This window comes from Streptomyces sp. NPDC049837 (assembly GCF_040674455.1).
In the GTDB taxonomy this organism is placed as follows: Bacteria; Actinomycetota; Actinomycetes; order Streptomycetales; family Streptomycetaceae; genus Streptomyces.
This window is the reverse complement of sequence record NZ_JBFAMP010000008.1, coordinates 336,641-360,925: the sequence shown is the minus strand read 5'-3', so window position 1 is coordinate 360,925 and position 24,285 is coordinate 336,641. Positions and strand designations below refer to the sequence as shown.

The 24,285-nt window shown below is 71.2% G+C and carries 21 protein-coding genes; 14 read left to right on the top strand and 7 right to left on the bottom strand.

What is annotated here, in order from left to right; genetic code table 11:
- Positions 1–4 precede the first annotated feature (4 nt).
- From murG to AB0J57_RS23440, 8 genes are all read left to right on the top strand, one after another.
- Positions 5–1,099, top strand: a complete 1,095-nt coding sequence (murG, locus tag AB0J57_RS23475) for an undecaprenyldiphospho-muramoylpentapeptide beta-N-acetylglucosaminyltransferase (protein ID WP_084897035.1) — start codon at positions 5–7, stop codon at positions 1,097–1,099.
- A 13-nt stretch (positions 1,100–1,112) separates the two neighbouring features.
- Entirely contained in the window at positions 1,113–1,934 is an 822-nt protein-coding gene (locus AB0J57_RS23470; RefSeq protein ID WP_366130237.1) for an FtsQ-type POTRA domain-containing protein, read from the top strand.
- A 278-nt stretch (positions 1,935–2,212) separates the two neighbouring features.
- Positions 2,213–3,427 (top strand): cell division protein FtsZ, encoded by a 1,215-nt coding sequence (gene ftsZ / locus AB0J57_RS23465; protein WP_366130236.1) that lies wholly within the window; start codon positions 2,213–2,215, stop codon positions 3,425–3,427.
- Positions 3,428–3,457: 30 nt separating this feature from the next.
- On the top strand, positions 3,458–4,168 hold the full coding sequence (gene pgeF / locus AB0J57_RS23460; RefSeq protein WP_366130235.1) for a peptidoglycan editing factor PgeF: 711 nt from the start codon (positions 3,458–3,460) through the stop codon (positions 4,166–4,168).
- 6 nt (positions 4,169–4,174) lie between these two features.
- Positions 4,175–4,894, top strand: coding sequence for a YggS family pyridoxal phosphate-dependent enzyme (locus AB0J57_RS23455; RefSeq protein ID WP_366130234.1), 720 nt, complete (start codon positions 4,175–4,177; stop codon positions 4,892–4,894).
- A gap of 142 nt (positions 4,895–5,036) precedes the next feature.
- Positions 5,037–5,663 carry a cell division protein SepF gene (gene sepF / locus AB0J57_RS23450; protein WP_073752289.1) on the top strand — a complete coding sequence of 209 codons (627 nt, stop codon included), beginning with the start codon at positions 5,037–5,039 and terminating at the stop codon, positions 5,661–5,663.
- Positions 5,664–5,733: 70 nt separating this feature from the next.
- Positions 5,734–6,030, top strand: a complete 297-nt coding sequence (locus tag AB0J57_RS23445) for a YggT family protein (protein ID WP_073752292.1) — start codon at positions 5,734–5,736, stop codon at positions 6,028–6,030.
- A gap of 56 nt (positions 6,031–6,086) precedes the next feature.
- The gene (locus tag AB0J57_RS23440) at positions 6,087–7,169 is read left to right on the top strand and encodes a DivIVA domain-containing protein (RefSeq protein WP_366130232.1); all 1,083 of its coding nucleotides are present in this window, start codon (positions 6,087–6,089) and stop codon (positions 7,167–7,169) included.
- Positions 7,170–7,610: 441 nt separating this feature from the next.
- Here AB0J57_RS23440 and ileS read toward each other — a convergent pair whose 3' ends face one another.
- Entirely contained in the window at positions 7,611–10,742 is a 3,132-nt protein-coding gene (ileS, locus tag AB0J57_RS23435; protein WP_366130231.1) for an isoleucine--tRNA ligase, read from the bottom strand.
- 573 nt (positions 10,743–11,315) lie between these two features.
- Here ileS and AB0J57_RS23430 point away from each other — a divergent pair.
- From AB0J57_RS23430 to AB0J57_RS23410, 5 genes are read left to right on the top strand one after another with little or no spacing between them, the layout of a single operon-like run.
- On the top strand, positions 11,316–12,626 hold the full coding sequence (locus AB0J57_RS23430) for a TraR/DksA C4-type zinc finger protein (protein WP_366130230.1): 1,311 nt from the start codon (positions 11,316–11,318) through the stop codon (positions 12,624–12,626).
- Between the two features lie 58 nt (positions 12,627–12,684).
- Positions 12,685–13,245, top strand: coding sequence for a signal peptidase II (gene lspA, locus AB0J57_RS23425; RefSeq protein ID WP_366130229.1), 561 nt, complete (start codon positions 12,685–12,687; stop codon positions 13,243–13,245).
- A gap of 17 nt (positions 13,246–13,262) precedes the next feature.
- Positions 13,263–14,204 (top strand): RluA family pseudouridine synthase, encoded by a 942-nt coding sequence (locus AB0J57_RS23420; RefSeq protein ID WP_366130228.1) that lies wholly within the window; start codon positions 13,263–13,265, stop codon positions 14,202–14,204.
- The gene (locus AB0J57_RS23415) at positions 14,201–14,668 is read left to right on the top strand and encodes a GNAT family N-acetyltransferase (RefSeq protein ID WP_366130227.1); all 468 of its coding nucleotides are present in this window, start codon (positions 14,201–14,203) and stop codon (positions 14,666–14,668) included. Before AB0J57_RS23420 ends, AB0J57_RS23415 begins: the two co-directional genes overlap by 4 nt.
- 35 nt (positions 14,669–14,703) lie before the next feature.
- Complete coding sequence (locus AB0J57_RS23410) at positions 14,704–16,290, top strand: Na+/H+ antiporter (RefSeq protein WP_366130226.1); 1,587 nt, start codon at positions 14,704–14,706, stop codon at positions 16,288–16,290.
- A gap of 21 nt (positions 16,291–16,311) precedes the next feature.
- Here the strand turns inward: AB0J57_RS23410 and AB0J57_RS23405 are convergent, their stop codons facing one another.
- Entirely contained in the window at positions 16,312–17,487 is a 1,176-nt protein-coding gene (locus tag AB0J57_RS23405; protein ID WP_366130225.1) for a mechanosensitive ion channel domain-containing protein, read from the bottom strand.
- A 32-nt stretch (positions 17,488–17,519) separates the two neighbouring features.
- Here AB0J57_RS23405 and AB0J57_RS23400 point away from each other — a divergent pair, with 32 nt between their 5' ends.
- Positions 17,520–18,089, top strand: a complete 570-nt coding sequence (locus AB0J57_RS23400) for a dienelactone hydrolase family protein (RefSeq protein ID WP_366130224.1) — start codon at positions 17,520–17,522, stop codon at positions 18,087–18,089.
- Positions 18,090–18,120: 31 nt separating this feature from the next.
- Here AB0J57_RS23400 and AB0J57_RS23395 read toward each other — a convergent pair whose 3' ends face one another.
- The 5 genes from AB0J57_RS23395 to AB0J57_RS23375 form a co-directional block, all read right to left on the bottom strand.
- Positions 18,121–19,629 (bottom strand): serine/threonine-protein kinase, encoded by a 1,509-nt coding sequence (locus AB0J57_RS23395; RefSeq protein ID WP_366130223.1) that lies wholly within the window; start codon positions 19,627–19,629, stop codon positions 18,121–18,123.
- Positions 19,630–19,649: 20 nt separating this feature from the next.
- Complete coding sequence (locus AB0J57_RS23390) at positions 19,650–20,618, bottom strand: zinc metalloprotease (RefSeq protein WP_366130222.1); 969 nt, start codon at positions 20,616–20,618, stop codon at positions 19,650–19,652.
- A 325-nt stretch (positions 20,619–20,943) separates the two neighbouring features.
- A complete protein-coding gene (locus tag AB0J57_RS23385; protein WP_366130221.1) occupies positions 20,944–22,599 on the bottom strand; it encodes an alkaline phosphatase D family protein in 1,656 nt (551 codons plus the stop codon).
- An 88-nt stretch (positions 22,600–22,687) separates the two neighbouring features.
- On the bottom strand, positions 22,688–23,500 hold the full coding sequence (locus AB0J57_RS23380; RefSeq protein WP_366130220.1) for a DsbA family protein: 813 nt from the start codon (positions 23,498–23,500) through the stop codon (positions 22,688–22,690).
- A gap of 81 nt (positions 23,501–23,581) precedes the next feature.
- Positions 23,582–24,268, bottom strand: coding sequence for a hypothetical protein (locus AB0J57_RS23375; protein ID WP_366130219.1), 687 nt, complete (start codon positions 24,266–24,268; stop codon positions 23,582–23,584).
- Positions 24,269–24,285 lie beyond the last annotated feature (17 nt).

Here is a 24,285-nt window from a genome sequence, read left to right as displayed (position 1 = left end):
TTCGGTGCATGTCGTACTCGCCGGTGGGGGGACCGCCGGCCACATCGAGCCCGCGCTCGCCCTCGCGGACGCCCTGCGCAGGCAGGACCCGACCGTGGGGATCACGGCCCTCGGTACGGAGCGGGGTCTGGAGACCCGGCTCGTACCGGAGCGGGGCTACGAGCTGGCGCTCATCCCCGCCGTTCCGCTGCCACGCAAGCCCACCCCCGAGCTGATCACCGTCCCGGGGCGGCTGCGCGGCACGATCAAGGCCGCCGAGCAGATCCTGGAGCGCACGAAGGCCGACTGCGTCGTCGGCTTCGGCGGTTACGTCGCCCTGCCCGGCTACCTGGCCGCCAAGCGGCTCGGCGTACCGATCGTGGTCCACGAGGCCAACGCCCGGCCCGGCCTGGCCAACAAGATCGGCTCGCGGTACGCGGCCGGGGTCGCCGTCGCCACCCCCGACAGCAAGCTGCGCAACGCCCGCTACATCGGCATCCCGCTGCGGCACACCATCGCCACCCTCGACCGCGCCCGGGTCCGCCCGGAGGCACGCGCGGCGTTCGGCCTGGACCCCAACCTGCCGACCCTGCTGGTCTCCGGCGGCTCGCAGGGCGCCCGCCGGCTGAACGAGGTGATCCAGCAGATCGCCCCGGTCCTCCAGCGCTCCGGCATCCAGATCCTGCACGCGGTCGGCCCCAAGAACGAACTGCCGCACGTCGACAACATGCCCGGTATGCCGCCCTACATCCCGGTACCGTACGTGGACCGGATGGACCTCGCGTACGCCGCGGCCGACATGATGCTGTGCCGCGCGGGCGCGATGACCGTCGCCGAACTCTCCGCCGTCGGGCTGCCCGCCGCGTACGTACCGCTGCCGATCGGCAACGGCGAACAGCGGCTCAACGCCCAGCCGGTGGTCAAGGCCGGCGGCGGGCTGCTGGTCGACGACGCCGAGCTGACGCCCGAGTGGGTCCAGGGCAACGTGCTCCCGGTGCTCTCCGACCCGCACCGGCTGTACGAGATGTCCCGCGCCGCCGCCGAGTTCGGCCGCCGGGACGCCGACGACCTGCTCGTCGGCATGGTCTACGAGGCGATCGCGGCACGCCACAGGGCGTGAGAAGGCAGGGAGCATGGCCGGGCCGACGACGACCACCGAGCGCGGCGCGCCGGGCACCAAGCGGCCCGTGGGCACCAGGCTCAAGGGCTCGAAGCCCAAGGGTCCGTCCCCGGCCCGGCCCTCCCGGCTGCCCGGCCCCCGTGCCGTGCTCCTGATCGTGACCGCCCTGGCCCTGCTCGCGAGCGGTGTGTGGCTCTTCTACGGCTCCGCGTGGCTGCGGGTCGAGCAGGTCACCACCTCCGGTACGCGGGTGCTGACGCCCGCCGAGGTCAGGGCGGCCGCCGCGGTGCCGGTCGGGGCCCCGCTGGTGTCGGTCGACACGGACGACATCGAGGACCGCCTGCTGCGCGCCCTGCCCCGGATCGACTCGGTGGACGTCGTCCGGTCATGGCCGCGCGGAATCGCCCTGAATGTGGTCGAACGTACCCCGGTCCTCCTGGTGGAAAAGAGCGGAAAGTTCACCGAAGTGGACGCGAACGGTGTGCATTTCGCCACGGTGGACGCGGCCAAGGCTCCGAAGGGCGTGCCGCTGCTGGAGCTGACGGCGGGTCAGTCCCCCAGCCTGCGCCGCTTCGGAGCCGACCGGCTGACCGCGGCGGCGGTCGGTGTCGCGGGCGACCTGCCGGGGCCGGTCGCCGAGGACACCAAGGTCCTGAGGGTCCGTTCGTACGACTCCATCACCCTGGAGCTGACGGGCGGCCGGACCGTGGTGTGGGGCAGCGGCGAGTACGGCGAGGCGAAAGCCCGTGCGCTCACCGCACTGATGAAGGCGGCGCCCAAAGCGGGGCACTTCGACGTGAGTGCCCCGACTGCCCCTGCCGCGTCGCGGAGTTGACGCACATATGCGCTGGCCAGCACCCTGGTTGGTCAGCGCTATGGGTGATCACATAGGGTGAAAAGAAAAACGGGAGGTTCGGCGTGTTCGTTGAACGTGCGCCACTTGTCGACTTAGTGTCCTGTTCGGAAGAGTCCAGCGAACAGAGACACTGGTAACCCTAAACTTCAACGTTAGGGTTTGGGTCGGCGTTTCGGACCGTCCCATCGGCATCCGTCGTCGCGGCGCGAGACCACCGCGAAGTGGCGACACGTAACTCGAGGCGAGAGGCCTTCGACGTGGCAGCACCGCAGAACTACCTCGCAGTCATCAAGGTCATCGGTGTCGGCGGCGGTGGTGTCAATGCCATCAACCGAATGATCGAGGTCGGTCTCAAGGGCGTCGAGTTCATCGCCATCAACACGGACGCGCAAGCTCTGTTGATGAGCGACGCCGACGTCAAGCTCGACGTCGGCCGTGAACTCACCCGCGGCCTCGGGGCCGGAGCCAACCCGGCAGTCGGTCGCAAGGCGGCAGAGGACCACCGCGAGGAGATCGAGGAGGTCCTCAAGGGGGCCGACATGGTCTTCGTCACCGCCGGCGAAGGTGGCGGCACCGGCACCGGCGGCGCGCCCGTCGTCGCCAACATCGCGCGCTCGCTGGGCGCCCTGACCATCGGTGTGGTCACCCGGCCGTTCACCTTCGAGGGCCGGCGCCGCGCCAACCAGGCGGAGGACGGCATCGCCGAGCTCCGCGAAGAGGTCGACACCCTCATCGTCATCCCGAACGACCGGCTGCTGTCCATCTCGGACCGCCAGGTCAGCGTGCTGGACGCGTTCAAGTCCGCCGACCAGGTCCTGCTCTCCGGTGTCCAGGGCATCACCGACCTCATCACCACCCCGGGTCTCATCAACCTCGACTTCGCCGACGTCAAGTCGGTCATGTCCGAGGCCGGTTCCGCCCTCATGGGCATCGGCTCGGCCCGCGGCGACGACCGCGCGGTGGCCGCCGCCGAGATGGCGATCTCCTCGCCGCTGCTCGAGGCGTCCATCGACGGCGCCCGTGGCGTGCTGCTGTCCATCTCCGGTGGCTCGGACCTCGGCCTCTTCGAGATCAACGAGGCCGCCCAGCTCGTCAGCGAGGCCGCGCACCCCGAGGCCAACATCATCTTCGGTGCCGTCATCGACGACGCCCTCGGCGACGAGGTGCGGGTCACGGTCATCGCGGCCGGCTTCGACGGCGGCCAGCCGCCGGCCCGGCGCGACAACATCCTCAGCGCCGGATCGAGCAAGCGCGAGGAGCCGGCGCCCCCGGCGCGGGCCACGGAGCAGCCCCGCCCGGTGAGCGGCCTCGGCACCGTGCCGGTGCGCGAGGAGGCCCCGGCCCCGGCGGCCGAGCCCGCCCCGGCCGTGAGCGACAGCTCCCTGACGGTCACGCCGCCGGCGGTCCCGCCGGCCCGCCCGTACCCGGACACCTCGGCCGAAGAGCTGGACGTCCCGGACTTCCTGAAGTGACCCTGTGACGTGATAGGGCAGCACGACTCAGTGAGCGGCGCGCATTTCGCCTTCACCGATCGGTGGGGCGGGGTGAGCGCCGTTCCGTACGAAGAGCTCAACCTCGGCGGAGCGGTCGGCGACGACCCCGGTTCCGTCACGACGAACCGCCGGCTCGCCGCCGAGTCACTGGGGCTCGATCCGCGGCGGGTCGTGTGGATGAACCAGGTGCACGGCCGGGACGTGGCCGTGGTCGACGGACCGTGGGCGGCGGACGAGGACGTTCCGGCGGTGGACGGGATCGTCACCGCCCGGCGCGGGCTCGCGCTCGCGGTGCTGACCGCCGACTGCACGCCCGTCCTGCTGGCCGACCCGGTCGCGGGTGTGGTGGGCGCGGCGCACGCCGGCCGGCCCGGGATGGTCGCCGGTGTCGTGCCGGCCACCGTCGAGGCCATGATCGCGCTCGGCGCGGAGCCGTCCCGGATCACCGCCCGCACCGGCCCGGCCGTGTGCGGACGCTGCTACGAGGTCCCCGAGGCCATGCGGGACGAGGTGGCCGCCGTCGTACCGGAGGCGCACTCCAAGACGAGTTGGGGCACACCGGCGGTGGATGTGACCGCCGGGGTGCACGCCCAGCTCGACGCGCTGGGGGTGCGCGACCGGCGCGCTTCGGAGGTCTGCACGCTCGAATCGCGCGACCACTACTCGTACCGCCGCGACCGCACGACCGGGCGGCTCGCCGGATATGTCTGGTTGGACTGATAGCAGATGACGGACCGCAAGGCTCAACTCGCCGAGAACCTCGCGCGAGTGGAGGAACGTATCTCCGCCGCGTGCGCGGCGGCCGGGCGCAAGCGCGAGGACGTGACCCTGATCGTGGTCACCAAGACGTACCCCGCGAGCGACGTACGGCTGCTGCACGAGCTGGGGGTCCGTCATGTCGCCGAGAACCGCGACCAGGACGCGGCCCCCAAGGCCGCCGCGTGCGCGGATCTCGACCTCACATGGCACTTCGTCGGCCAGTTGCAGACCAATAAGGTCCGTTCTGTGGCGAGTTATGCCCATGAGGTGCAGTCGGTCGACCGGCTGAGGCTCGTCACCGCGCTGTCGGGCGCGGCGGAGCGCGCCGGGCGCGAAATCGGGTGCCTGATCCAGGTGGCGCTCGACGCGGGGTCCGGTGAGCGCGGCGAGCGCGGCGGCGTCGCGCCGGACGGCATCGAGGAGTTGGCGGACGCGGTCGAGGGAGCGCCGGGCCTCCGGCTCGACGGACTCATGACGGTCGCGCCGCTGGCCGGGCCCTATGCGGGGCGCGAACGGGCCGCATTCGATCGGCTGATGGAATTCGCATCCCGCCTGCGCGTGTCCCATCCGGCTGCGAACATGGTGTCAGCAGGGATGAGCGCGGACCTCGAGGACGCGGTGGCGGCCGGAGCGACACATGTGCGCATCGGTACGGCGGTGCTCGGAGTCCGACCTCGGCTCGGGTAACGTCGCGAAGCAAGTCGGACCACAGCAGAAAATATGGTCATTTCCGCCGAACAGCGGACAGGCCTTGTGGATCGCGGGCACTTGGTGACGCTGTGCCCATGAGTGATGAGGGCGATCCACCACAGAGCGGAGGACTCAGAGAATGGCCGGCGCGATGCGCAAGATGGCGGTCTACCTCGGCCTCGTGGAGGACGATGGGTACGACGGCAGGGGCTTCGACCCCGATGACGACTTCGAACCCGAACTGGAGCCGGAGCCCGAGCGCGACCGACGGCGCCACCAGCCCCCGCACCAGTCTTCGCACCAGGCGGAGCGCGAGGAGCCGGTGCGTGTCGTCCAGCAGCCGCCCGTGCAGCGCGACCCTGTTCCGCTTCCCGCTGAAAGCGGACGTCCGGCGCGAATCGCCCCCGTGGCATCCATCACACCTGAACGCCCGAGCCTGGAGAAGAACGCACCGGTGATCATGCCCAAGGTCGTGTCCGAGCGGGAGCCCTACCGCATCACCACGCTGCACCCGCGGACCTACAACGAGGCCCGTACCATCGGGGAACACTTCCGCGAGGGCACGCCTGTGATCATGAATCTCACGGAGATGGACGACACGGACGCGAAGCGACTTGTCGACTTTGCCGCCGGTCTCGTCTTCGGCCTGCATGGCAGCATTGAGAGAGTGACGCAGAAGGTGTTCCTGTTGTCGCCTGCTAACGTCGATGTCACGGCGGAGGACAAGGCCCGCATCGCAGAGGGCGGATTCTTCAACCAGAGCTGAGAGCACGACACCGGGAACGGCCCGGCCGGAAGGCCGGTGGACATAGGACCAGGGGAGAGGGAAGCGCGGGATGAGCGTCGCACTACAAGTGATCTACATCGCTCTGATGTGCTTCCTTGTCGTCCTGATCTTCCGGCTGGTCATGGACTATGTCTTCCAGTTCGCTCGTTCATGGCAACCCGGGAAGGCGATGGTGGTCGTTCTGGAGGCCACCTACACTGTCACCGATCCACCACTGAAGCTTCTGCGGCGGTTCATCCCGCCGTTGCGTCTCGGGGGCGTGGCACTCGACCTGTCCTTCTTCGTTCTGATGATCATCGTCTACATCCTGATCTCCATCGTGAACAGCTTCATGATGAGGGTGTGAGGGTGTAGCGATACGGTCCTGCCGACTGCCGACGACTACGTAGAGGTGAAGGAAAGATGCCGCTGACCCCCGAGGACGTGCGGAACAAGCAGTTCACGACCGTCCGCCTCCGAGAAGGCTATGACGAGGACGAGGTCGATGCCTTCCTCGACGAGGTCGAAGCCGAACTGACGCGCCTGCTCCGCGAGAACGAGGACCTGCGCGCCAAGCTGGCCGCCGCCACGCGCGCGGCCGCGCAGAACCAGCAGCAGCAGGGCATGCGTAAGCCGCCGGAGCAGCAGGACCGACCGGTCGGTCCGGGGGCTCCCGTGCCCGCCGGGATATCGGGTCCGCCGGTCCAGCAGCAGCCCCCGCAGATGGGTCCCCCCCAGCTTCCCGGTGGTGCTCCGCAGCTTCCGGCCGGTCCCAGCCACGGCGGCCCGCAGGGCCAGCACGGCCCCGGTCCCATGCAGGGCGGCCCCATGGGTGGCCCGATGGGCGGTCCCATGGGTGGCCCCATGGGCGGTCACGGCCCGCAGATGCCCCAGCCCGGTCAGGGCCCCGGCGGCGACAGCGCGGCCCGCGTTCTCTCCCTCGCCCAGCAGACTGCCGACCAGGCGATCGCGGAGGCCCGTTCCGAGGCCAACAAGATCGTCGGCGAGGCCCGGTCGCGCGCCGAGGGCCTGGAGCGCGACGCCCGCGCCAAGGCGGACGCCCTGGAGCGGGACGCGCAGGAGAAGCACCGCGTCGCGATGGGCTCCCTGGAGTCCGCCCGCGCCACGCTGGAGCGCAAGGTCGAGGACCTGCGGGGCTTCGAGCGTGAGTACCGTACGCGCCTGAAGTCCTACCTGGAGAGCCAGCTCCGCCAGCTCGAGACCCAGGCGGACGACTCGCTGGCCCCGCCGCGGACCCCGGCGACCGCGTCGCTGCCGCCGTCCCCGTCGATGGCGTCGGCCGGCGCGAGCGCCCCGTCGTACGGCGGCAACCAGACCATGGGTGGCGGCCAGCCGATGGGTGGTGGCCCCTCCTACGGTGGCCAGCAGCAGATGTCGCCCGCGATGACGCAGCCGATGGCACCGGTGCGGCCGCAGGCGCCGCAGCCGATGCAGCAGGCTCCGTCGCCGATGCGCGGTTTCCTCATCGACGAGGACGACAACTGACGCGGGCGGTTCGCGCGGTACGCGCGTAGCCGTCGGTAGGCAGAAGGGCTGGGGCCCAGGACGTCACGTCCTGGGCCCCAGCCCTTTGTCGTGGGGGTGCCTCTGCGTTCTGGGCGGTCGCCTCGCTGGGGCGCGCCTTCCCGCCCGTTGTGGGCAGTCGTTCCGCAGGGCGATGGGGGTCCCCCAGCTCGAGCGAAGTCGAGAGCTTGGGGGAGGGTGGGCACAACGGGCGGGGCGGTGCCTTTGGCCGGTGCGCACGAGGGCGGTGCGGATACGGGCGGTGGGTGGGGGGCGGGGCCCCTCCGGGCTCGCCTCCTCGAGGCCGGCGGCCTTGGGTCTCTCGCAAGGGAGCCCCGGCTTCGCCGCCAACCTCTGCGGGGCGACCCTGCACGGCCCCGAAGGGCCCGGCCACCAGGTGGTGGCCGGGCCCTTCGCGTTCGGTTACGCCTTGCGGAGGCGGAACGTGAGGGACAGGCCCTCGTCGGTGAACGGCTCGCCGTACGCGGCGTCCGCCTCCCCGGAGGCGAAGTCGGTGGCCAGGACCTCGTCGGCGATCAGCTCGGCGTGGTCCGCGAGGGCCGCGGTGACCTCGGGGTCGGTGGACTCCCAGCGCAGGGCGATCCGGTCCGCGACGTCCAGGCCGCTGTTCTTGCGGGCCTCCTGGATCAGGCGGATCGCGTCACGGGCCAGGCCCGCCCGGCGCAGCTCCGGGGTGATCTCCAGGTCCAGGGCGACCGTCGCGCCCGCGTCGGAGGCGACCGACCAGCCCTCACGCGGCGTCTCGGTGATGATCACCTCGTCGGGGGCCAGGGTGATCGTCTCGCCGTTGACCTCAAGGGTTGCCTCGCCGTTGCGGAGGGCGAGGGACAGCGCGGCCGCGTCGGCGGCGGCGACCGCCTTGGCCACGTCCTGGACGCCCTTGCCGAAGCGCTTGCCCAGGGCCCGGAAGTTCGCCTTGGCGGTCGTGTCGACGAGCGACCCGCCCACCTCGGAGAGGGAGGCGAGGCTCGTGACGTTCAGCTCCTCCGTGATCTGGGCGTGCAGCTCGGGCGACAGGGCCTCGAAACCGGTGGCGGCGACCAGCGCGCGGGAGAGCGGCTGGCGGGTCTTGACGCCCGACTCCGCGCGCGTGGCGCGGCCCAGCTCGACCAGACGGCGTACGAGGGCCATCTGGGCGGAGAGGGTCGGGTCGATCGCGGAGAGGTCGGCCTCGGGCCAGGTGGAAAGGTGGACGGACTCGGATGCGTCCGGGGTCACGGGGACCACGAGGTCCTGCCACACCCGCTCGGTGATGAAGGGGGTGAGGGGGGCCATCAGGCGCGTGACGGTCTCGATGACCTCGTGCAGGGTGCGGAGGGCCGCCTTGTCGCCCTGCCAGAAGCGGCGGCGGGAACGGCGTACGTACCAGTTGGAGAGGTCGTCGACGAACGCGGAGAGCAGCTTGCCGGCGCGCTGGGTGTCGTACGCCTCCAGGGCCTGCGTGACCTGGTCGGTCAGCGCGTGCAGCTCGGAGAGCAGCCAGCGGTCCAGCACCGGGCGGTCGGCGGGCGCCGGGTCGGCGGCCGAGGGCGCCCAGCCCGACGTGCGGGCGTACAGCGCCTGGAAGGCGACCGTGTTCCAGTACGTGAGGAGCGTCTTGCGGACGACCTCCTGGATGGTGCCGTGGCCGACGCGCCGCGCGGCCCAGGGCGAGCCGCCGGCCGCCATGAACCAGCGCACCGCGTCCGCGCCGTGCTGGTCCATGAGCGGGATCGGCTGGAGGATGTTGCCCAGGTGCTTGGACATCTTCCGGCCGTCCTCGGCGAGGATGTGGCCCAGGCAGACGACGTTCTCGTACGACGACTTGTCGAAGACGAGCGTGCCGACCGCCATCAGGGTGTAGAACCAGCCGCGCGTCTGGTCGATGGCCTCCGAGATGAACTGCGCCGGGTAGCGCTTCTCGAAGATCTCCTTGTTGCGGTAGGGGTAGCCCCACTGGGCGAACGGCATCGAGCCCGAGTCGTACCAGGCGTCGATGACCTCGGGGACGCGGGTCGCCGTCTCCCGGCAGGTGGGGCAGGGGAAGGTGACCTCGTCGATGTACGGCCGGTGCGGGTCCAGGGACGACTGGTCCGTGCCCGTCAGCTCGGACAGCTCGGCGAGTGAACCGACGCAGGTGAGGTGGTTCTCCTCGCAGCGCCAGATGGGCAGCGGGGTGCCCCAGTAGCGGTTGCGGGAGAGCGCCCAGTCGATGTTGTTGTTCAGCCAGTCGCCGAAGCGGCCGTGCTTGACGGAGTCCGGGAACCAGTTGGTGTTCTCGTTCTCCTCCAGGAGCCGGTCCTTGACGGCGGTCGTACGGATGTACCAGGACGGCTGCGCGTAGTACAGCAGCGCCGTGTGGCAGCGCCAGCAGTGCGGGTAGCTGTGCTCGTACGCGATGTGCTTGAAGAGCCGCCCACGGGCCTGGAGGTCGGCCGTGAGGGCCTCGTCGGCCTTCTTGAAGAACTGGCCGCCGACGAGGTCGAGGTCCTCCTCGAAGGTGCCGTCGGGGCGGACCGGGTTCACGACGGGCAGGCCGTACGCGCGGCAGACCTTGAGGTCGTCCTCACCGAAGGCGGGCGCCTGGTGGACCAGACCCGTACCGTCCTCGGTCGTGACGTAGTCGGCGTTGACGACGAAGTGGGCGGTCTCGGGGAAGTCGACCAGGGTGAAGGGGCGCTCGTAGGCCCAGCGCTCCATCTCGGCGCCGGTGAAGGTCCGGCCCGTGGCCTCCCAGCCCTCGCCGAGGGCCTTGGCGAGCAGCGGCTCGGCGACCACCAGTCGCTCGTCGCCGTTGGTCGCGACGACGTAGGTGACCTCGGGGTGGGCGGCGACGGCGGTGTTGGACACCAGGGTCCACGGGGTCGTCGTCCAGACCAGGAGGGAGGCCTCGCCCGCGAGGGGGCCGGAGGTCAGCGGGAAGCGGACGAAGACGGAGGGGTCGACGACCGTCTCGTAGCCCTGGGCCAGCTCGTGGTCGGACAGGCCCGTGCCGCAGCGGGGGCACCAGGGCGCGACGCGGTGGTCCTGGACCAGGAGGTCCTTGTTGAAGATCTCCTTCAGGGACCACCACACCGACTGGACGTACTCGGGGTCCATGGTGCGGTACGCGTCGTCCAGGTCGACCCAGTAGCCCATCCGGGTCGTCAGCTCGGCGAACGCGTCGGTGTGGCGGGTCACCGACTCGCGGCACTTGGCGTTGAACTCGGCGATGCCGTACGCCTCGATGTCCTTCTTGCCGGAGAAGCCCAGCTCCTTCTCGACGGCGAGCTCGACCGGCAGGCCGTGGCAGTCCCAGCCGGCCTTGCGGGCGACGTGGTAGCCGCGCATGGTGCGGAAGCGGGGGAAGACGTCCTTGAAGACGCGGGCCTCGATGTGGTGCGCGCCGGGCATGCCGTTGGCGGTGGGCGGGCCCTCGTAGAAGACCCACTCCGGGCGGCCCTCGGACTGCTCAAGGGACTTCTGGAAGACCTTGGCCTCGCGCCAGAAATCGAGCACGGCGTGCTCGAGCGCGGGCAGGTCGACCTGGGCGGGTACCTGGCGGTACTGCGACATCGAATCCTCCGGCGGACTGTGACTCGTTCCGTCGGAGGGACGAGAGCGCCAGCGCTGCGCGGCTCCCGCGGTACCACCCTCCTTGGCCCCGGACCGGCCTTGTGGGCGGTCCTGAGCCCCCTCATTGGGGTCGCGATGCCGGTTCTACTGACCCTGCGGTCTCCCGCGGGCGTTCTTCCGGCGGCTCCGGGGTGATGCTTCACATCGGGCTCGCCCCCGGGCTCTCACCGTCCCCGGGTCGCTCATGGCTGCGTACGACGCTACTCGTCCCCATCCAAGCCTTTCGCTGCGCCCAGTGTAAGGGCCCGGACGGACAGCGGCCGACCGGTTTTCCGGGGCGCGGGCGGTGGGCGCGGAAGTGACCCGAATGGCCATACGGGGTCCGGCGGGCTCCGGGCGGGCATGGGGGGCGGATTACAGGGCGGGGAGCTGGGCACAACGGATGCAGGCTGTCCTTGCCACGGGCATGGGGCGTCCGGACCGGCGGCGTGCCCCGTTGCCGCGGGGCTTGAGTCGATTTATCGTCCCAGCACGATTCGCGAGCAAGATCACAATATGTGAAGGGGCCGCGAGATGGTGGCGAAGAAGACCGCCGCGAAGAAGACGGCGTCCGCGAGATCCACCGCCACGGGCGCGGCGGCCAAGGACACGACGGGGAAGAAGAGCACGGCGTCGTCTGCGGCGGCGACGCGCCCGGCAGCGCCGGCCCGGACCCGGAAGACGGTCACGAAGAAGACCGTGGCCGGGGCGGGGGCGGCGAGGGGCGAGACCGCGGCCGCGAAGAAGGCGGACCGGTCCGCGAAGCGCGCCGAGACGGCGGAGGCGGCGGAGGCGGCCGGGCGCACCGCCTCTGAGCGCGCGGGCCCCCCGGCCAAGAAGCCCGCCACCCGAGCCTCCAGGACGGCGTCGGCGAGCGATCAGGAAACGGCCGCACAGGAAGGCGGCGGGCAGGCGGCGTCCGCCAAGAGGGCGTCCGCCAAGAAGACCACGGCTCGCAAGGCCGCATCCAAGCAGGGCGGCAGCCCCGGCAGGAAGGCCGAAGAGGAGCCGACCGCCAAGAAGGCGGCGGCTCGGAAGAAGGCACCCGCCAAGAAGGCCGTGGAGGAGGCAGCCGGCAAGGCCGCGGGCAAGAAGGCGGCAGCGAAGAAGGGAGCGGAAGCCGTCGGGGAGGCACCCCACGAGGCGCCGGCCAAGAAGGCACCGGCCAAGAAAGCACCGGCCAAGAAAGCACCGGCCAAGAAAGCACCGGCCAAGAAAGCACCGGCCAAGAAGGCGCCCGCCAAAAAGGCGCCCGCCGGGCGAGGGGTGGGAAAGAAGCACGTGGCCGGGAAGGCCGCGGAACAGGCCGCAGCCGCGGCCGAGGGGGCGGCCGAGGCCGCGGAACAGACAGGAGCCAGGACAGTGGCAGCGAAGAAGACCGCGGACGTGACCACGGCGCCGGCCGCCTCGGCCGTGCCCCCTGCCCGGGGCGTCGCCGAGACGGCACCGGAGGAGCTCGCCGTACGGCCAGGGGAGGAGCCCTGGAGCGCCGAGGAGGTCGCGGAGGCGCGGGCCGAGCTGGAGGGCGAGGTGGCCCGCCTCCAGGCGGAGATCACCGCCTCCGAGGTGGCCCTGTCCGGGCTGATGCGGGACTCCGGGGACGGCGCCGGGCACGACGAGGCCGACACCGGGACCAAGAACATCACCCGCGAGCACGAGATGGCGCTGGCCGCCAACGCCCGCGCCACCCTGGAGCAGACCCAGCACGCCCTGCAACGGCTCGACGCGGGGACGTACGGCCTGTGCGAGGTGTGCGGGAAGCCCATCGGCAAGGCGCGCATGCAGGCGTTCCCGCGCGCCACCCTGTGCGTGGAGGACAAGCAGAAGCAGGAACGGCGGGGCTGAACCCGTACGTGTGTGCCGTACCCTCGTGCCTAGTAGGCACCTAGGTTGAGGGACTCACGTGGCAGAGGCGGAGCGCATCATCGGTACGCCGGACGTGGACGGCGAGGCTGCGGCCCCCGCCGAGCAGCCCAAGGGCAAGCGCCGCATCGTCGCGCTGCTCGTCGTGGCCCTGGTGGCCTATCTGCTGGATCTCGGCAGCAAGATGCTCGTGGTGGCCAAGCTGGAGCACCACGAGCCGATCCAGGTCGTCGGTGACCTGCTGAGGTTCGTGGCGGTGCGCAACCCGGGCGCGGCGTTCGGGATCGGCGAGGCGTTCACCGTGATCTTCACCTGCATCGCGGCGACGGTCATCGTGGTGATCATCAGGCTGGCGCGCAAGCTCTACAGCCTGCCCTGGGCGATCGCGCTGGGCCTGCTCCTCGGTGGTGCGCTCGGGAACCTCACCGACCGGATCTTCCGCTCGCCCGGCGTCTTCGAGGGCGCGGTCGTCGACTTCATTGCGCCCGCGCACTTCGCCGTGTTCAACCTGGCGGACTCGGCGATCGTGTGTGGCGGGTTCCTCATTGTGATCCTGTCGTTCAAGGGGCTGGACCCCGACGGGACCGTCCACAAGGACTGACAAGGCATACTCGACGGGTGAGCACGATTCCCGAGATCCGTACGCTGCCCGTTCCCGATGGCCTCGAAGGCGAGCGAGTCGACGCCGCAATCGCCCGTATGTTCGGGTTTTCCCGCACCAAGGCGGCCGAGCTGGCCGCCGCCGGGAAGGTGCTCGTCGACGGCGCCGCCGTCGGCAAGTCCGAGCGGGTCAGCGGTGGCGCGTGGCTCGAGGTCGAGATGCCCGGGGCGCCCATCCCCGTGCAGGTCGTCGCCGAGCCCGTCGAGGGCATGGAGATCGTGCACGACGACGACGACATCGTCGTGATCGTCAAGCCGGTCGGCGTTGCCGCGCACCCGAGCCCCGGCTGGACCGGGACGACCGTGATCGGCGGCCTCGCGGCGGCCGGGTACCGGATCTCGACGTCCGGTGCCGCCGAGCGGCAGGGCATCGTCCACCGCCTCGACGTCGGCACGTCCGGGCTCATGGTCGTGGCCAAGTCGGAGCGGGCGTACACGCTGCTCAAGGCGCAGTTCCGGGACCGTACGGTCGACAAGCGCTACCACGCGCTCGTGCAGGGGCACCCCGACCCGCTGAGCGGGACGATCGACGCGCCGATCGGACGCCACCCGAACCACGACTACAAGTGGGCCGTGACCGCCGACGGCAAGCCGTCGGTGACCCACTACGACCTGATCGAGGCGTACCGCGCGGCCTCCCTGCTGGACATCAAGCTGGAGACGGGCCGCACCCACCAGATCCGGGTCCACATGTCGGCCCACCGCCACCCGTGCGTCGGCGACCTGACCTATGGCGCCGATCCGACGATGGCGAAGCGGCTCGGCCTGACCCGGCAGTGGCTGCACGCGGTGCGCCTCGGGTTCGAGCACCCGGCGGACGGCCGCTGGGTCGAGTTCGAGAGCACCTACCCGGACGACCTCCAGGCCGCCCTGGACAGGATCGCCGCGGAGAGCGCGTGAGCGAGTTCGTCGTACGGGAGGCCGTGACCGAGGCCGACCGTCAGGCGGGCTTCGCCGTCCGCCGTGAGGTCTTCGTCGCGGAACAGGGGGTACCGGAGGAGATCGAGTACGACTCCTACGACGCGACCGCCGTGCACGTGCTGGCCGTCCGCCGCGCCGACGGGGTGGCCCTGGGAACCGGCCGGCTGCTGTACGGGGCCGACGCGGCCGGCAAGACGGGTGGCGCCGAGGGCGTGGGCTCGCTGGGCCGGCTCGCGGTGGCCCGGGCCGCACGGGGCCTCGGCGTCGGCGTGGCCCTGGTGCGGGCCATAGAGGAGGCGGCACGCGCGCGTGGGCTGATCGCGGTGGACCTGCACGCCCAGACGCAGGCGCTCGGGTTCTACGAGCGGCTCGGTTACGAGGCGTACGGCGGCGAGTTCCAGGACGCCGGCATACCCCACCTGGCGATGCGGCGCGTGCTGTAACGACCATCGTGGGGTGAACGGCCGGAGGGCGCACCATGGACCAACTGGCTCTGCTTCTCGTGCTGTTGCTCGGGGCGGTGGTGACCGTGCCCCTCGGGGAACGGCTGGGCCTGCCCGCCCCGGTGCTGATGACGCTCGCGGGCATGGTGCTGGCGCTGCTGCCCTTCGTGCCGAACGTGGAGATCCCGCCGGAGTTCATCCTTCCGCTGGTCCTGCCGCCGCTGCTGTACGCGACGGTGCAGCGGACGTCGTGGCGCCAGTTCGCCGCCAACAAGCGCCCCATCTTCCTGCTGGCGGTGGCGCTGGTCTTCGTCACCACGGCCGCCGTCGCCGCCGTCGCGAGCGCGGTCGTCCCCGGCCTGCCGATCGCCGCCGCCGTGGCGCTCGGCGCGCTGGTCGCGCCCCCGGACCCGGTCGCCGCGACCGCCGTCGCGGGCTCCCTGGGGCTGCCGCGCCGGCTCGTGTCGATCCTGGAGGGCGAAGGGCTGTTCAACGACGTCACGGCGATCGTGCTCTACCACGTGGCGATCGGCGCGGCCGTCGGCGGGACGTTCTCCTGGGCGGGCGCGGCCGGGGAACTGGTGCTGTCCGCCGTCGTCGCCATCGTGGTCGGGTTCGCGCTGGGCTGGCTCTCCAACAAGCTGATGGGGCTGCTGGGCGACGCGACCCTCCAGACCGGGCTCACGCTCCTGGTGCCCTTCGTCAGTTACGTGCTCGCCGAGGAACTGCACGGCTCCGGCGTCCTCGCCGTCCTCGTCACCGCCCTGTTCCTCGCCGAACACGCCACGGACGCGGACGACGTGATGGGCCGCATCGCCGGGCGGACGTTCTGGGAGATCGTCGACACCCTCGTCACGGGCATCGCCTTCGGGCTGATCGGCCTGGAGCTGCACAACGTCTTCGGCACCGCCGACGGGCGGGAGCTGCGCATGCTGGGCTGGGGCGCGGCCATCGCCGGGTGCGTCGTGGGCGTACGGCTGCTGTGGCTGCTGCCGGCCACCTGGCTCGCCAAACGGCTCCACACGCGCCGGGACTACGACGAGGAGATCCCCATGAGCTGGCGGGAGACCGTCGTCATGTGGTGGTCCGGCATGCGGGGCGTGGCGTCGGTCGCGCTGGCCCTCGCGATCCCGCTGCGCACGGAGGACGGGGCGCCGTTCCCGGGGCGGGACGAGATCGTCTTCATCGCCTTCTGCGTCATCATGGCGACGCTCGTCCTCCAGGGCCTCACCCTGCCGTGGCTCGTGAAGAGGCTCGGCGTACGCGCCGACACGGACGCGGAGCGGGAACTGGAGCGGAAGCTCGCCATTCGGGCCGCGAAGGCCGCGAAACGGCGCCTCAAGGAGATCCAGGAGGTGGAGGACCTCCCGGAGGACCTCCAGGAGCGGCTCCAGCGCGTCGCGTTCGACGTGGGGGCGCGGATCAGCCCCGACCTGGTCGACGAGGAGCGGCGGTCGTCCTCCGCGCAGCGGGCGGAGCGGTTCCGGGCGATGCAGCGCATCCAGCGTGAGCTGATGTCGGCGGCCCGCCATGAGGTGCTCTCCGCCCGCAGCGAGCCCGGCGCCGACCCGGAGGTCGTCGACCGCGTCCTGCGCCACCTGGACGTCCGCAGCTTGCGGTGACGCCGACCGGAGCGAGGTGGCTCAGCCGCGGCCCGTGCGGGGGGTGTCCTTGGCGGGGGCCTCGCCGTCCAGGGCGTAGGCGTCCGCGTTGTTGGTGTGGACCTCGGCCGCGCGGGGCTGCCGGGCGGACGCGCCGCGCTCGGGCCACTGGCCGTCCGGGGGCAGCGACGCCGGGGACGTGGCGATGCGGGGGAGCGCGTACCGGTGCTTCTCGTACAGCCAGGCGATCATCTGCTCCCGTACGACGCACCGCACCGTCCAGATGTCGTCCGCGTCCTTCGCCGTGACGACCGCCCGCACCTGGATGGTGCTGGGGGTGGTGTCCGTGACGGCCAGGGACCAGTCGCGGCCGTCCCAGGCCGGGCAGTCCGCCAGGATCGCCTTGAGCTTCTCGCGCATCAGTCCCACCGGCGCCGCGTGGTCCAGGTGGAAGAAGACCGTGCCGGTCATCTGGGCGCCACCGCGCGACCAGTTCTCGAACGGCTTGCTGGTGAAGTAGGACACCGGCATCGTGATCCGCCGCTCGTCCCACGTCCGTACGGCCAGGAACGTCAGCGTGACCTCCTCCACCACGCCCCACTCGCCGTCGACGACCACCGTGTCGCCGATCCGCACCATGTCGCCGAAGGCGATCTGGAAGCCGGCGAAGAGGTTCCCGAGCGTGGACTGCGCCGCGACACCGGCGACGATGCCGATGATGCCCGCCGAGGCCAGCATGGACGTACCGATCGTCCGGAAGTCCGGGAACGTCAGCAGCATCGCGGCGACCGCGACCACGCCGACCACCGCCGTGACGATCCGCATGATCAGCGTGACCTGGGTACGCACCCGGCGCACGCGCGCGGCGTCACGGGTGGACGAGGCGTAACGGGCGTAACTGGACTCGACTATGGCCGCCGCGATCCGCACCACCAGCCACGCGCTCGCCCCGATCAGTACCAGTGTCAGCGCCTGGCCTATCCCGGCCTGATGGTCCTCGATCACCGCCCACTTCGTCTGCCGGTACGAGCCGCGGAGCAGCGCGGTGAGCAGGACCACCTGAAGGGGCAGCCGGCAGCGGCGCAGCAGCCCCCACAGCGGGGTCTCGTGGTGCCGGGCGTCGGCTCGGCGCAGCGTGACGTCGGCGAGGTAGCCGACCACCAGCGTGAGCACGACCGAGCCACCGACGACGGTCAACGGGCGCAGTACGTTCTCCATGGCTCCGCAATTCCGAATGGCAGGATGGCCGGATGAACATCATGCTCTTCCACTCGGCCTATGGTCCGCGCCCGGCCGTGCACGCGGCAGCCGACCGGCTGCGCGCCGCCGGGCACCACGTGCACGTGCCCGACCTGTACGACGGTCAAACGGCCGGCACCGTGGAAGAGGGCATGGCCATCAAGGACCGCATCGGCAAGGAGGAGCTGCTCAAGCGGGCCGTCATGGTGGCCGCCCCGTACTCGGAGCAAGGGCTCGTGTACGCGGGGTTCTCCCTGGGCGCGTCCATCGCGCAGACCCTGGCGCTCGGCGACGAGAAGGCGCGGGGGCTGCTGCTGTTGCACGGGACGTCGGACATCGCGCCGAACGCCTCGGTCGACGAGCTTCCCGTGCAGCTCCATGTCGCCGACCCGGACCCGTTCGAGCCGCAGGACTGGCTGAACGCCTGGTATCTGGGGATGCGGCGGGCGGGCGCGGACGCCGAGGTGTACCGCTACCCGGGTGCCGGGCACCTGTACACCGACCCGGACCTGCCCGACTACGACGAGGAGGCCGCCGAGCGGACCTGGGCGATCGCCCTGTCGTTCCTGGACAGCCTGTAGCGCCCGTAGTGCCTGTGGTGCATGTGGTGCTTCACGCGCGCGTGCAGCGGCCGCTGATGGCGCCGGGGCCGGGGACGCACTGGTAGCCGAAGTCCGAGGAGCGGTGGCTCAGGTAGCGGCCGAGGCAGTCGTTCTTGGAGGTGAGCCCCGCGGACCGGCACCATTGCGCGGCTTCCGTGCCGCTGTTGAAGCCCGGCACGTAGAACACCCAGTAGCCGGGGCGCAGGGAGGCGTACGCGTCGCTGTCGAGGTAGTCGGCCTCCTCCAGGCCCTTGTCGCGGAGGGACGCGGCCATGCGCGCCCGCGCGCCGGTGCCCGAGGACTTGGACACGGAGGCGAGCTGGGCGATCCAGCTCTCGGCCAGCGGGTCGGAGGGGGTGGGCGGCGGTGGCGCCTGGGTGGGGCTGTGCGTCGTCGGCCCGGCGGTCGTGGGCGTGGCGGTGGCCGGCCCTGCGGTCGTGGGGCGTGCCGTGGCGGTCGGGGAGGGCGTCGAGCCGTTCGGGCCGTCGGCGCGCGTGGCCGGCCCCTCGCGCAGTACCAGTACCAGGGCGGTCGCGGCGGCCAGCGCCACGGCCACCGAAACGGCCGCGACCACGACCGGGGTACGGCTCCGGGCCGGGCGGTCGGCGTGCGTGACGGCTTCCGGGAGTGGCGCCGGGGGCGTGGGACGCGGCGGCGTGGGACGTGGCGGCGCCGTCATCGTCGGCTGCGCCGACCAGTGCGGCGGGGGTGTCGTGCCGGTCTCGGCCAGCGCCAGCATCGCGTCCAGGCGGGCCGCGTCGGGGCGGGCCGCCGGATCGCGGACGAGCAGGGCGCCCAGGACGGGCGCGAGGGGCCCGGAGCGTACGGGCGGGGGAACCGGGTCGTCGAGGACGGCCGCCAGGGTGGCCAGCGTCGTGGCGCGGCGCAGCGGACTGACGCCCTCCACGCACACGTACAGCACGAGGCCCAGCGACCACAGGTCGGAGGACGGGTCGTTGTCCAGGCCCCGGACGCGCTCGGGCGCGATGTACTCGGGCGAGCCGACCAGCTCGCCGGTCACCGTCAGCGACGTGGAGCCCTGGAGCGCGGCGATGCCGAAGTCGGTGAGGACCGCGCTCCCGTCCGCCCGCAGCAGGACGTTCGCGGGCTTGACGTCCCGGTGCTGGATGCCGGCCGCGTGGGCGGCGCGCAGCGCGGCCAGCACCTGCCGGCCGATGCGCGCCGCCTCCACCGGGGGCAGCGGGCCCTCCTGGGCGAGCCGGTCCTGGAGGGAGGTCCCGGGCAGCAGCTCCATCACGATCCACGGATGGGGCCGCACGTCCACGATGTGATGGACGGTCACCACATGCGGGTGGCTCAGCCGGGCCAGCGCCCGCGCCTCGCGCAGGACCCGCTCGCGCATGGCGTCGGCCGGCCCGGCGTCGTACCGCACCTCCTTGAGGGCCACCTCGCGGTGGAGCACGGTGTCGCGTGCCCGCCACACCGTGCCCATGCCCCCGCTGCCGAGCCGTTGCAGCAGCTCGAACCGACCGTCGATCACGTCCCCCGGCGCACTCATGGCGCCAGGTTAGAGGGAAGTCAGCCTGCCCGGTACGCCGTCCAGTGGTCCTTCATCCGCTGCACCTGGCCCGCCGTGAACTGGTACATGCACGCGTCGTACGTGTAGTCCATGAAGTTGTGGATCGGGTCGGCACCCGTCTTGCTGACGCAGGTGTCGCGCCCGGTCGGGCACTCGTAGGCCGGGCTCTTCTCGGCGGGCGTGTCGGTCACGTAGTCGCCGTTGCCGTTACAGCCGCCCTGGAAGGTGTGGTAGAGGCCCATCCAGTGGCCGACCTCGTGCGTGCCGGTGTCGCCCTCGGCGTAGTTGGTGGCCGAACCGCCCGGCAGGGAGGCGTCGAGCACGACGACACCGTCCATGGTCGGGTTGGACTTGTACGAGGACGGGAAGGTCGCCCAGCCGAGGAGGCCACCGCTGAGGTTGGCCGTGTAGAAGTTGAGCGCACCGGCGCCGCCCTGCCGGAGGGCGGACTTCATGGCCTTCTCCTCGGCGGAGCCGGAACTCAGGTTGTACCAGGCGGCGTTGTTCGTGTAGTCCGTGCCGGCCAGCGTGAACGTGAAGCCGGAGTCGGTGTTGCCGGTGCCCTGGCCGCCGAAGGCGGAGTTGAGGACGGCCATCTGCGCGTTGATGTCGGTCGCGCTGAGCTTGCCCTTCTCGCCGTCGTGGATGACGTGGAAGTAGACCGGGATCGTGGTGGCGGCGGCGACGTTCATGCGGCCCCCGTTCGCGCGGGCCGCCTCCAGTCTCTTCTTCAGGTCCGCGTCCATGGCCTTGGCCTTGGCGTCGGTGACCTCGTTCGGCTCGTGCGCGTGACCCGCGCCCTCGGGGTGGATCTCGCGCGCGTTGGCGGCGGCGCCCGAACCCTCGGCGCACTCCTCGGTGACCGTGGCGGCCGGCGACTTGGCGGCGGCGACACCCGTCGGGGCGGAGAGCGGGAAGAGGGCCAGGGATCCGGCCATGACCGCCGTACCGAGAACACGGCGGTGCATACGCGGAGATATTCGGGCAAGAGCACGCATGGTGACTCCTCGCGTGGGGGTGTGGAGAGGGCCTTCCTCGCCACCGCGGGGAGATTACGTGGCCATGTCAGATCTTGATGAGCATTGAACAAGCCCAATCAATCGTTGAGTAATTGAAGACATCAGGGAGAAATCCTTCGGTCCGTTCCAGACTCCGAGACGTCCGCGTAACAGAACCGGCACCCAGTGCGGGCGGTGTGTCCGCATTCGATCTACGGAACACGCCGCCCGCCATGGGGCTGTGATCTCCTGTTAACAACCAGAGGATTGGCTGAAAATCATCGCTGAGGGGCCATCAGCGAACCGGTGCGTTCACCCGCTCGACCTTCTGCGTTCCGCTGAGCGTCCGGTACGACCGTATCCAGGCCGAGGAAGCGTCCGGCTTCGTCTTGTCGGAGACGGTGTAGTAGTCCATCTGCGAGCGCTCCGCGGTCACGTCGAGGACGCCGTACCCGTGGTTGTCCATGTCCACCCACTTCACATGGCGGTTGGCGCCCCTGATCGCCGCCGCGGCGGCCAGCGAGACCGTGCCCGGCGCGACGTGCAGGATGTCGTCCAGGTTGTCGGAGGTCACCGACGTCACCACGAACTCGGTCGCCGCCGACCGCGACGCCGGGTAGGTGGCCGCCGTCACCGGTACGTCGTTGGCCCACGCCATGTGGATGTCACCGGTCAGGAACACGGTGTTGGTGATGGACCGGTCCGTCAGGTGGGCGAGCAGCTCCTTGCGGTCGTCCGTGTAGCCGTCCCACTGGTCCACGTTGATCGCCACGCCGCCCTTGGGCAGCCCCAGCAGCTCCGCGACGGGGCCCATCAGATGGGCGGGCAGGGAGCCGAAGGCGACCGGCGAGATCATCACCGAGGTGCCGACCAGTTTCCAGGCCGCGTCGGAAAACGCCAGCCCCGCCTTCAGCCAGTCCAGTTGGGCACGGCCCGTGATCGTACGGTCCGGGTCGTCGACCTGACCGCTGCCCGTCCGCGCCTGCTGGGAACGGAACGAGCGGAGGTCCAGCAGGTGCAGGTCGGCCAGTTGGCCGAAGCGCAGCCGGCGGTAGACCGTGCCCTCGGTGGAGGTGCGCACCGGCATCCACTCGAAGTACGCCTGCTTCGCGGCCGCCGCCCGCGCCGCCCAGTCGCCCTCGGCGCCCGGTGTGTGGTTGTCCGCGCCGCCCGACCAGGTGTCGTCGGCGAACTCGTGGTCGTCCCAGATGGCGATCACCGGGTGCGCGGCGTGCAGCGCCTGGAGGTCGCCGTCCGTCTTGTAGGTGCCGTGCCGCAGGCGGTAGTCGGCGAGGGTGACGATCTCGTGCTTCGGCTCGTGCTGCCGTACGACGTACTTGGGCTTGGGGTAGGCGCCGGTCCCGTACTCGTAGATGTAGTCGCCGACGTGGAGGATCGCGTCCAGGTCGGTCCGGGCGGCGAGGTGGCGGTAGGCGGAGAAGTGGCCGGCCTCCCAGTTGGCGCAGGAGACGACGCCGAAGCGGACACCGTCCGTCGTGGCGTCGGCGGCCGGGGTCGTGCGGGTCCGGCCGACGGGCGAGACGGCCGTCGAGGGATCCGTACCGGCCGTGAAGCGGAAGTAATAGGCGGTCTCCTGGCGAAGGCCTCTTACATCCACCTTGACGGTGTGGTCGGACGCGGCCGTCGCCGTGACCGTGCCCCTGGCCACGGTCCGGGTGAAGGCTCTGTCCTCGGCGACTTCCCATCTCACCTCGGTGTCCGGGCCCTTGCCGGAACCGGGGAGGGCGTCGGGGGAGGGGGTCACGCGCGTCCACAGCAGGACGCCATCGGGCAGCGGATCGCCGGAGGCGACCCCGTGGAGGAAGGCCGGGGCCCGGAGCTCCGCCGCGGCGGGCGGGGCGGCGGCCAGGACGGGCGCGGCGACAACGGTGGCGGCAGCGGCCTTGACGACCGTGCGGCGGCTGGGTGTGGAAAGAGAACGACTGGTCACGGCCGATCAGATTACTGATCGGTAGAGCACTTGGGCGGGCGAACTACCCTGAGTTCGCCCGCCCGTTGGCCGAAATCCGCGCCCCGGGTTACTTCTTGAGCGCCTCGTCGATCGCGGCGGTGAAGTCGGCAGCCGTCATGGGGGCGTTGCCCCGCGCGTCCGTCACCGGCTTGCCGTCCATCTTCAGCGTGGGCGTGCCCTTCACCCCGCTCTTGTCGAAGGCCTCGGACATCTTGAGCGCCCAGGCGTCGAAGGTGCCCTCCTCGACGTTCTTCTTGAACGCGGCGTTGCTCTTGAGCGCCGGGACGGTCTCGGCGATCTCCAGGAGGTAGGAGTCCTTGGCGAACTTGTCCTTGCTCTCCTCGGGGTGGAACTTGGCCGAGTAGAGGGCCGCCTTGTAGTCCAGGAACGCCTCGGGGCTGACGTCGAGGGCGGCACCCAGCGCGGACAGCGCGTTCTTGGAGCCCTCACCCTGGTCGCTGTTGTCGATGAAGGTGGCGCCGATGTACTTGATCTTGTACTTGCCGGCCGCGACGTCCTTCTCGATCGTCTCGCCCACTCCCTGCTCGAACGTGGCGCAGATCGGGCAGCGGGAGTCCTCGTACAGCTCCAGCGTCTTCTTCGCGGCCGGCTTGCCGATGACGAGATTGGTGCCGTTCTCGCCCGAGGTGTTCTTCGGCGCGGTGACGCTCTTCTGGTCCTTCGCCGCCTCCCAGTGGGAGGGCTTGTTCGCCTGCATCACGGCGTAGCCGACGCCGCCGGCCACCGCCAGGACGGCGACCGCCGAGACGGCGACGGTGATCTGCCGGCGGAGCTTCTCCTTCTTGGCCTGGCGCTCGCGCTCCTGGCGGAGCCGCTCGCGGGCCGCCGCCTTGTTGGCCTGGCTGTTGCGTGCACTCATGGTGGTGTTCTCCGTGGAAATCCGTGCTGAACCGGTGCGGAAAGGGACTGCTGTGCTCAGGCGGAGAGAGCCGCCCGGCATTCAGGCGGCGAGAGCCGCCCGGCACGGCGGTCCACGCCGCCCCACGGAGTGCACGAGAAGGCGGGTACGGGACGGGCGCGGCCGGCTCGTGAGCCGCGGGCCCCGCCGCACGGCCAGGCCCGGCGCGGCCACCGCGGCGACCGCGATCAGCAGGGGCCGGAACGCGAAGGCGGCCACCGCCCGCACCAGGCCGGCCAGCGCGCTCTCGCCCCGCCGCAGCCACGCCGAGGCCAGCAGCCCGACCGTGACGTGCGCGGCAAGCAGCAGCCACGGCAGCGCCGGGTCGGCGGAGCGGAGCAGGGCGGCGACACCGCCGTCGGGGGCGACGACACCGGGCAGCGGGGTGCCCACGTCGCCGCCGCACAGCACGTCGACGCCCACCGCGCGCAGGGATCCCGCCACGGGGCCGCCGGCCGGGCCGTAACAGACGTGCTGGCCGGTGGTGAAGACCGTGTCGGCGGCCAGCTCCAGCGGGACGAGGAGCCCCGCGATGCGCCAGTACCCGCGCTCGGCGCCCGCCAGCGCGTACGCCACGCCGAAGACACCGGCCGCGACGGCGGCGACGGTCGTCAGTGGCAGCGGGGCGCCCGAGAGCAGCACATGGGAGGCCACGGACAGCGTCACGACCAGTGCCGTGAAGAACGCCGCCCGCAGCCACCTGAGCCGGGTCCCGGAAATGTCGTCCATCGCCCGAGAGTGTGCCA

Coding starts and splice junctions, on each gene's coding strand:
- AB0J57_RS23470 (WP_366130237.1), top strand. CDS start 1,113: ATGGCCGGGCCGACGACGACCACCGAGCGCGGCGCGCCGGGCACCAAG.
- AB0J57_RS23455 (WP_366130234.1), top strand. CDS start 4,175: ATGACGGACCGCAAGGCTCAACTCGCCGAGAACCTCGCGCGAGTGGAG.
- sepF (WP_073752289.1), top strand. CDS start 5,037: ATGGCCGGCGCGATGCGCAAGATGGCGGTCTACCTCGGCCTCGTGGAG.
- AB0J57_RS23445 (WP_073752292.1), top strand. CDS start 5,734: ATGAGCGTCGCACTACAAGTGATCTACATCGCTCTGATGTGCTTCCTT.
- AB0J57_RS23440 (WP_366130232.1), top strand. CDS start 6,087: ATGCCGCTGACCCCCGAGGACGTGCGGAACAAGCAGTTCACGACCGTC.
- ileS (WP_366130231.1), bottom strand. CDS start 10,742: ATGTCGCAGTACCGCCAGGTACCCGCCCAGGTCGACCTGCCCGCGCTC.
- AB0J57_RS23430 (WP_366130230.1), top strand. CDS start 11,316: ATGGTGGCGAAGAAGACCGCCGCGAAGAAGACGGCGTCCGCGAGATCC.
- AB0J57_RS23410 (WP_366130226.1), top strand. CDS start 14,704: ATGGACCAACTGGCTCTGCTTCTCGTGCTGTTGCTCGGGGCGGTGGTG.
- AB0J57_RS23405 (WP_366130225.1), bottom strand. CDS start 17,487: ATGGAGAACGTACTGCGCCCGTTGACCGTCGTCGGTGGCTCGGTCGTG.
- AB0J57_RS23400 (WP_366130224.1), top strand. CDS start 17,520: ATGAACATCATGCTCTTCCACTCGGCCTATGGTCCGCGCCCGGCCGTG.
- AB0J57_RS23395 (WP_366130223.1), bottom strand. CDS start 19,629: ATGAGTGCGCCGGGGGACGTGATCGACGGTCGGTTCGAGCTGCTGCAA.
- AB0J57_RS23390 (WP_366130222.1), bottom strand. CDS start 20,618: ATGCACCGCCGTGTTCTCGGTACGGCGGTCATGGCCGGATCCCTGGCC.
- AB0J57_RS23380 (WP_366130220.1), bottom strand. CDS start 23,500: ATGAGTGCACGCAACAGCCAGGCCAACAAGGCGGCGGCCCGCGAGCGG.
- AB0J57_RS23375 (WP_366130219.1), bottom strand. CDS start 24,268: ATGGACGACATTTCCGGGACCCGGCTCAGGTGGCTGCGGGCGGCGTTC.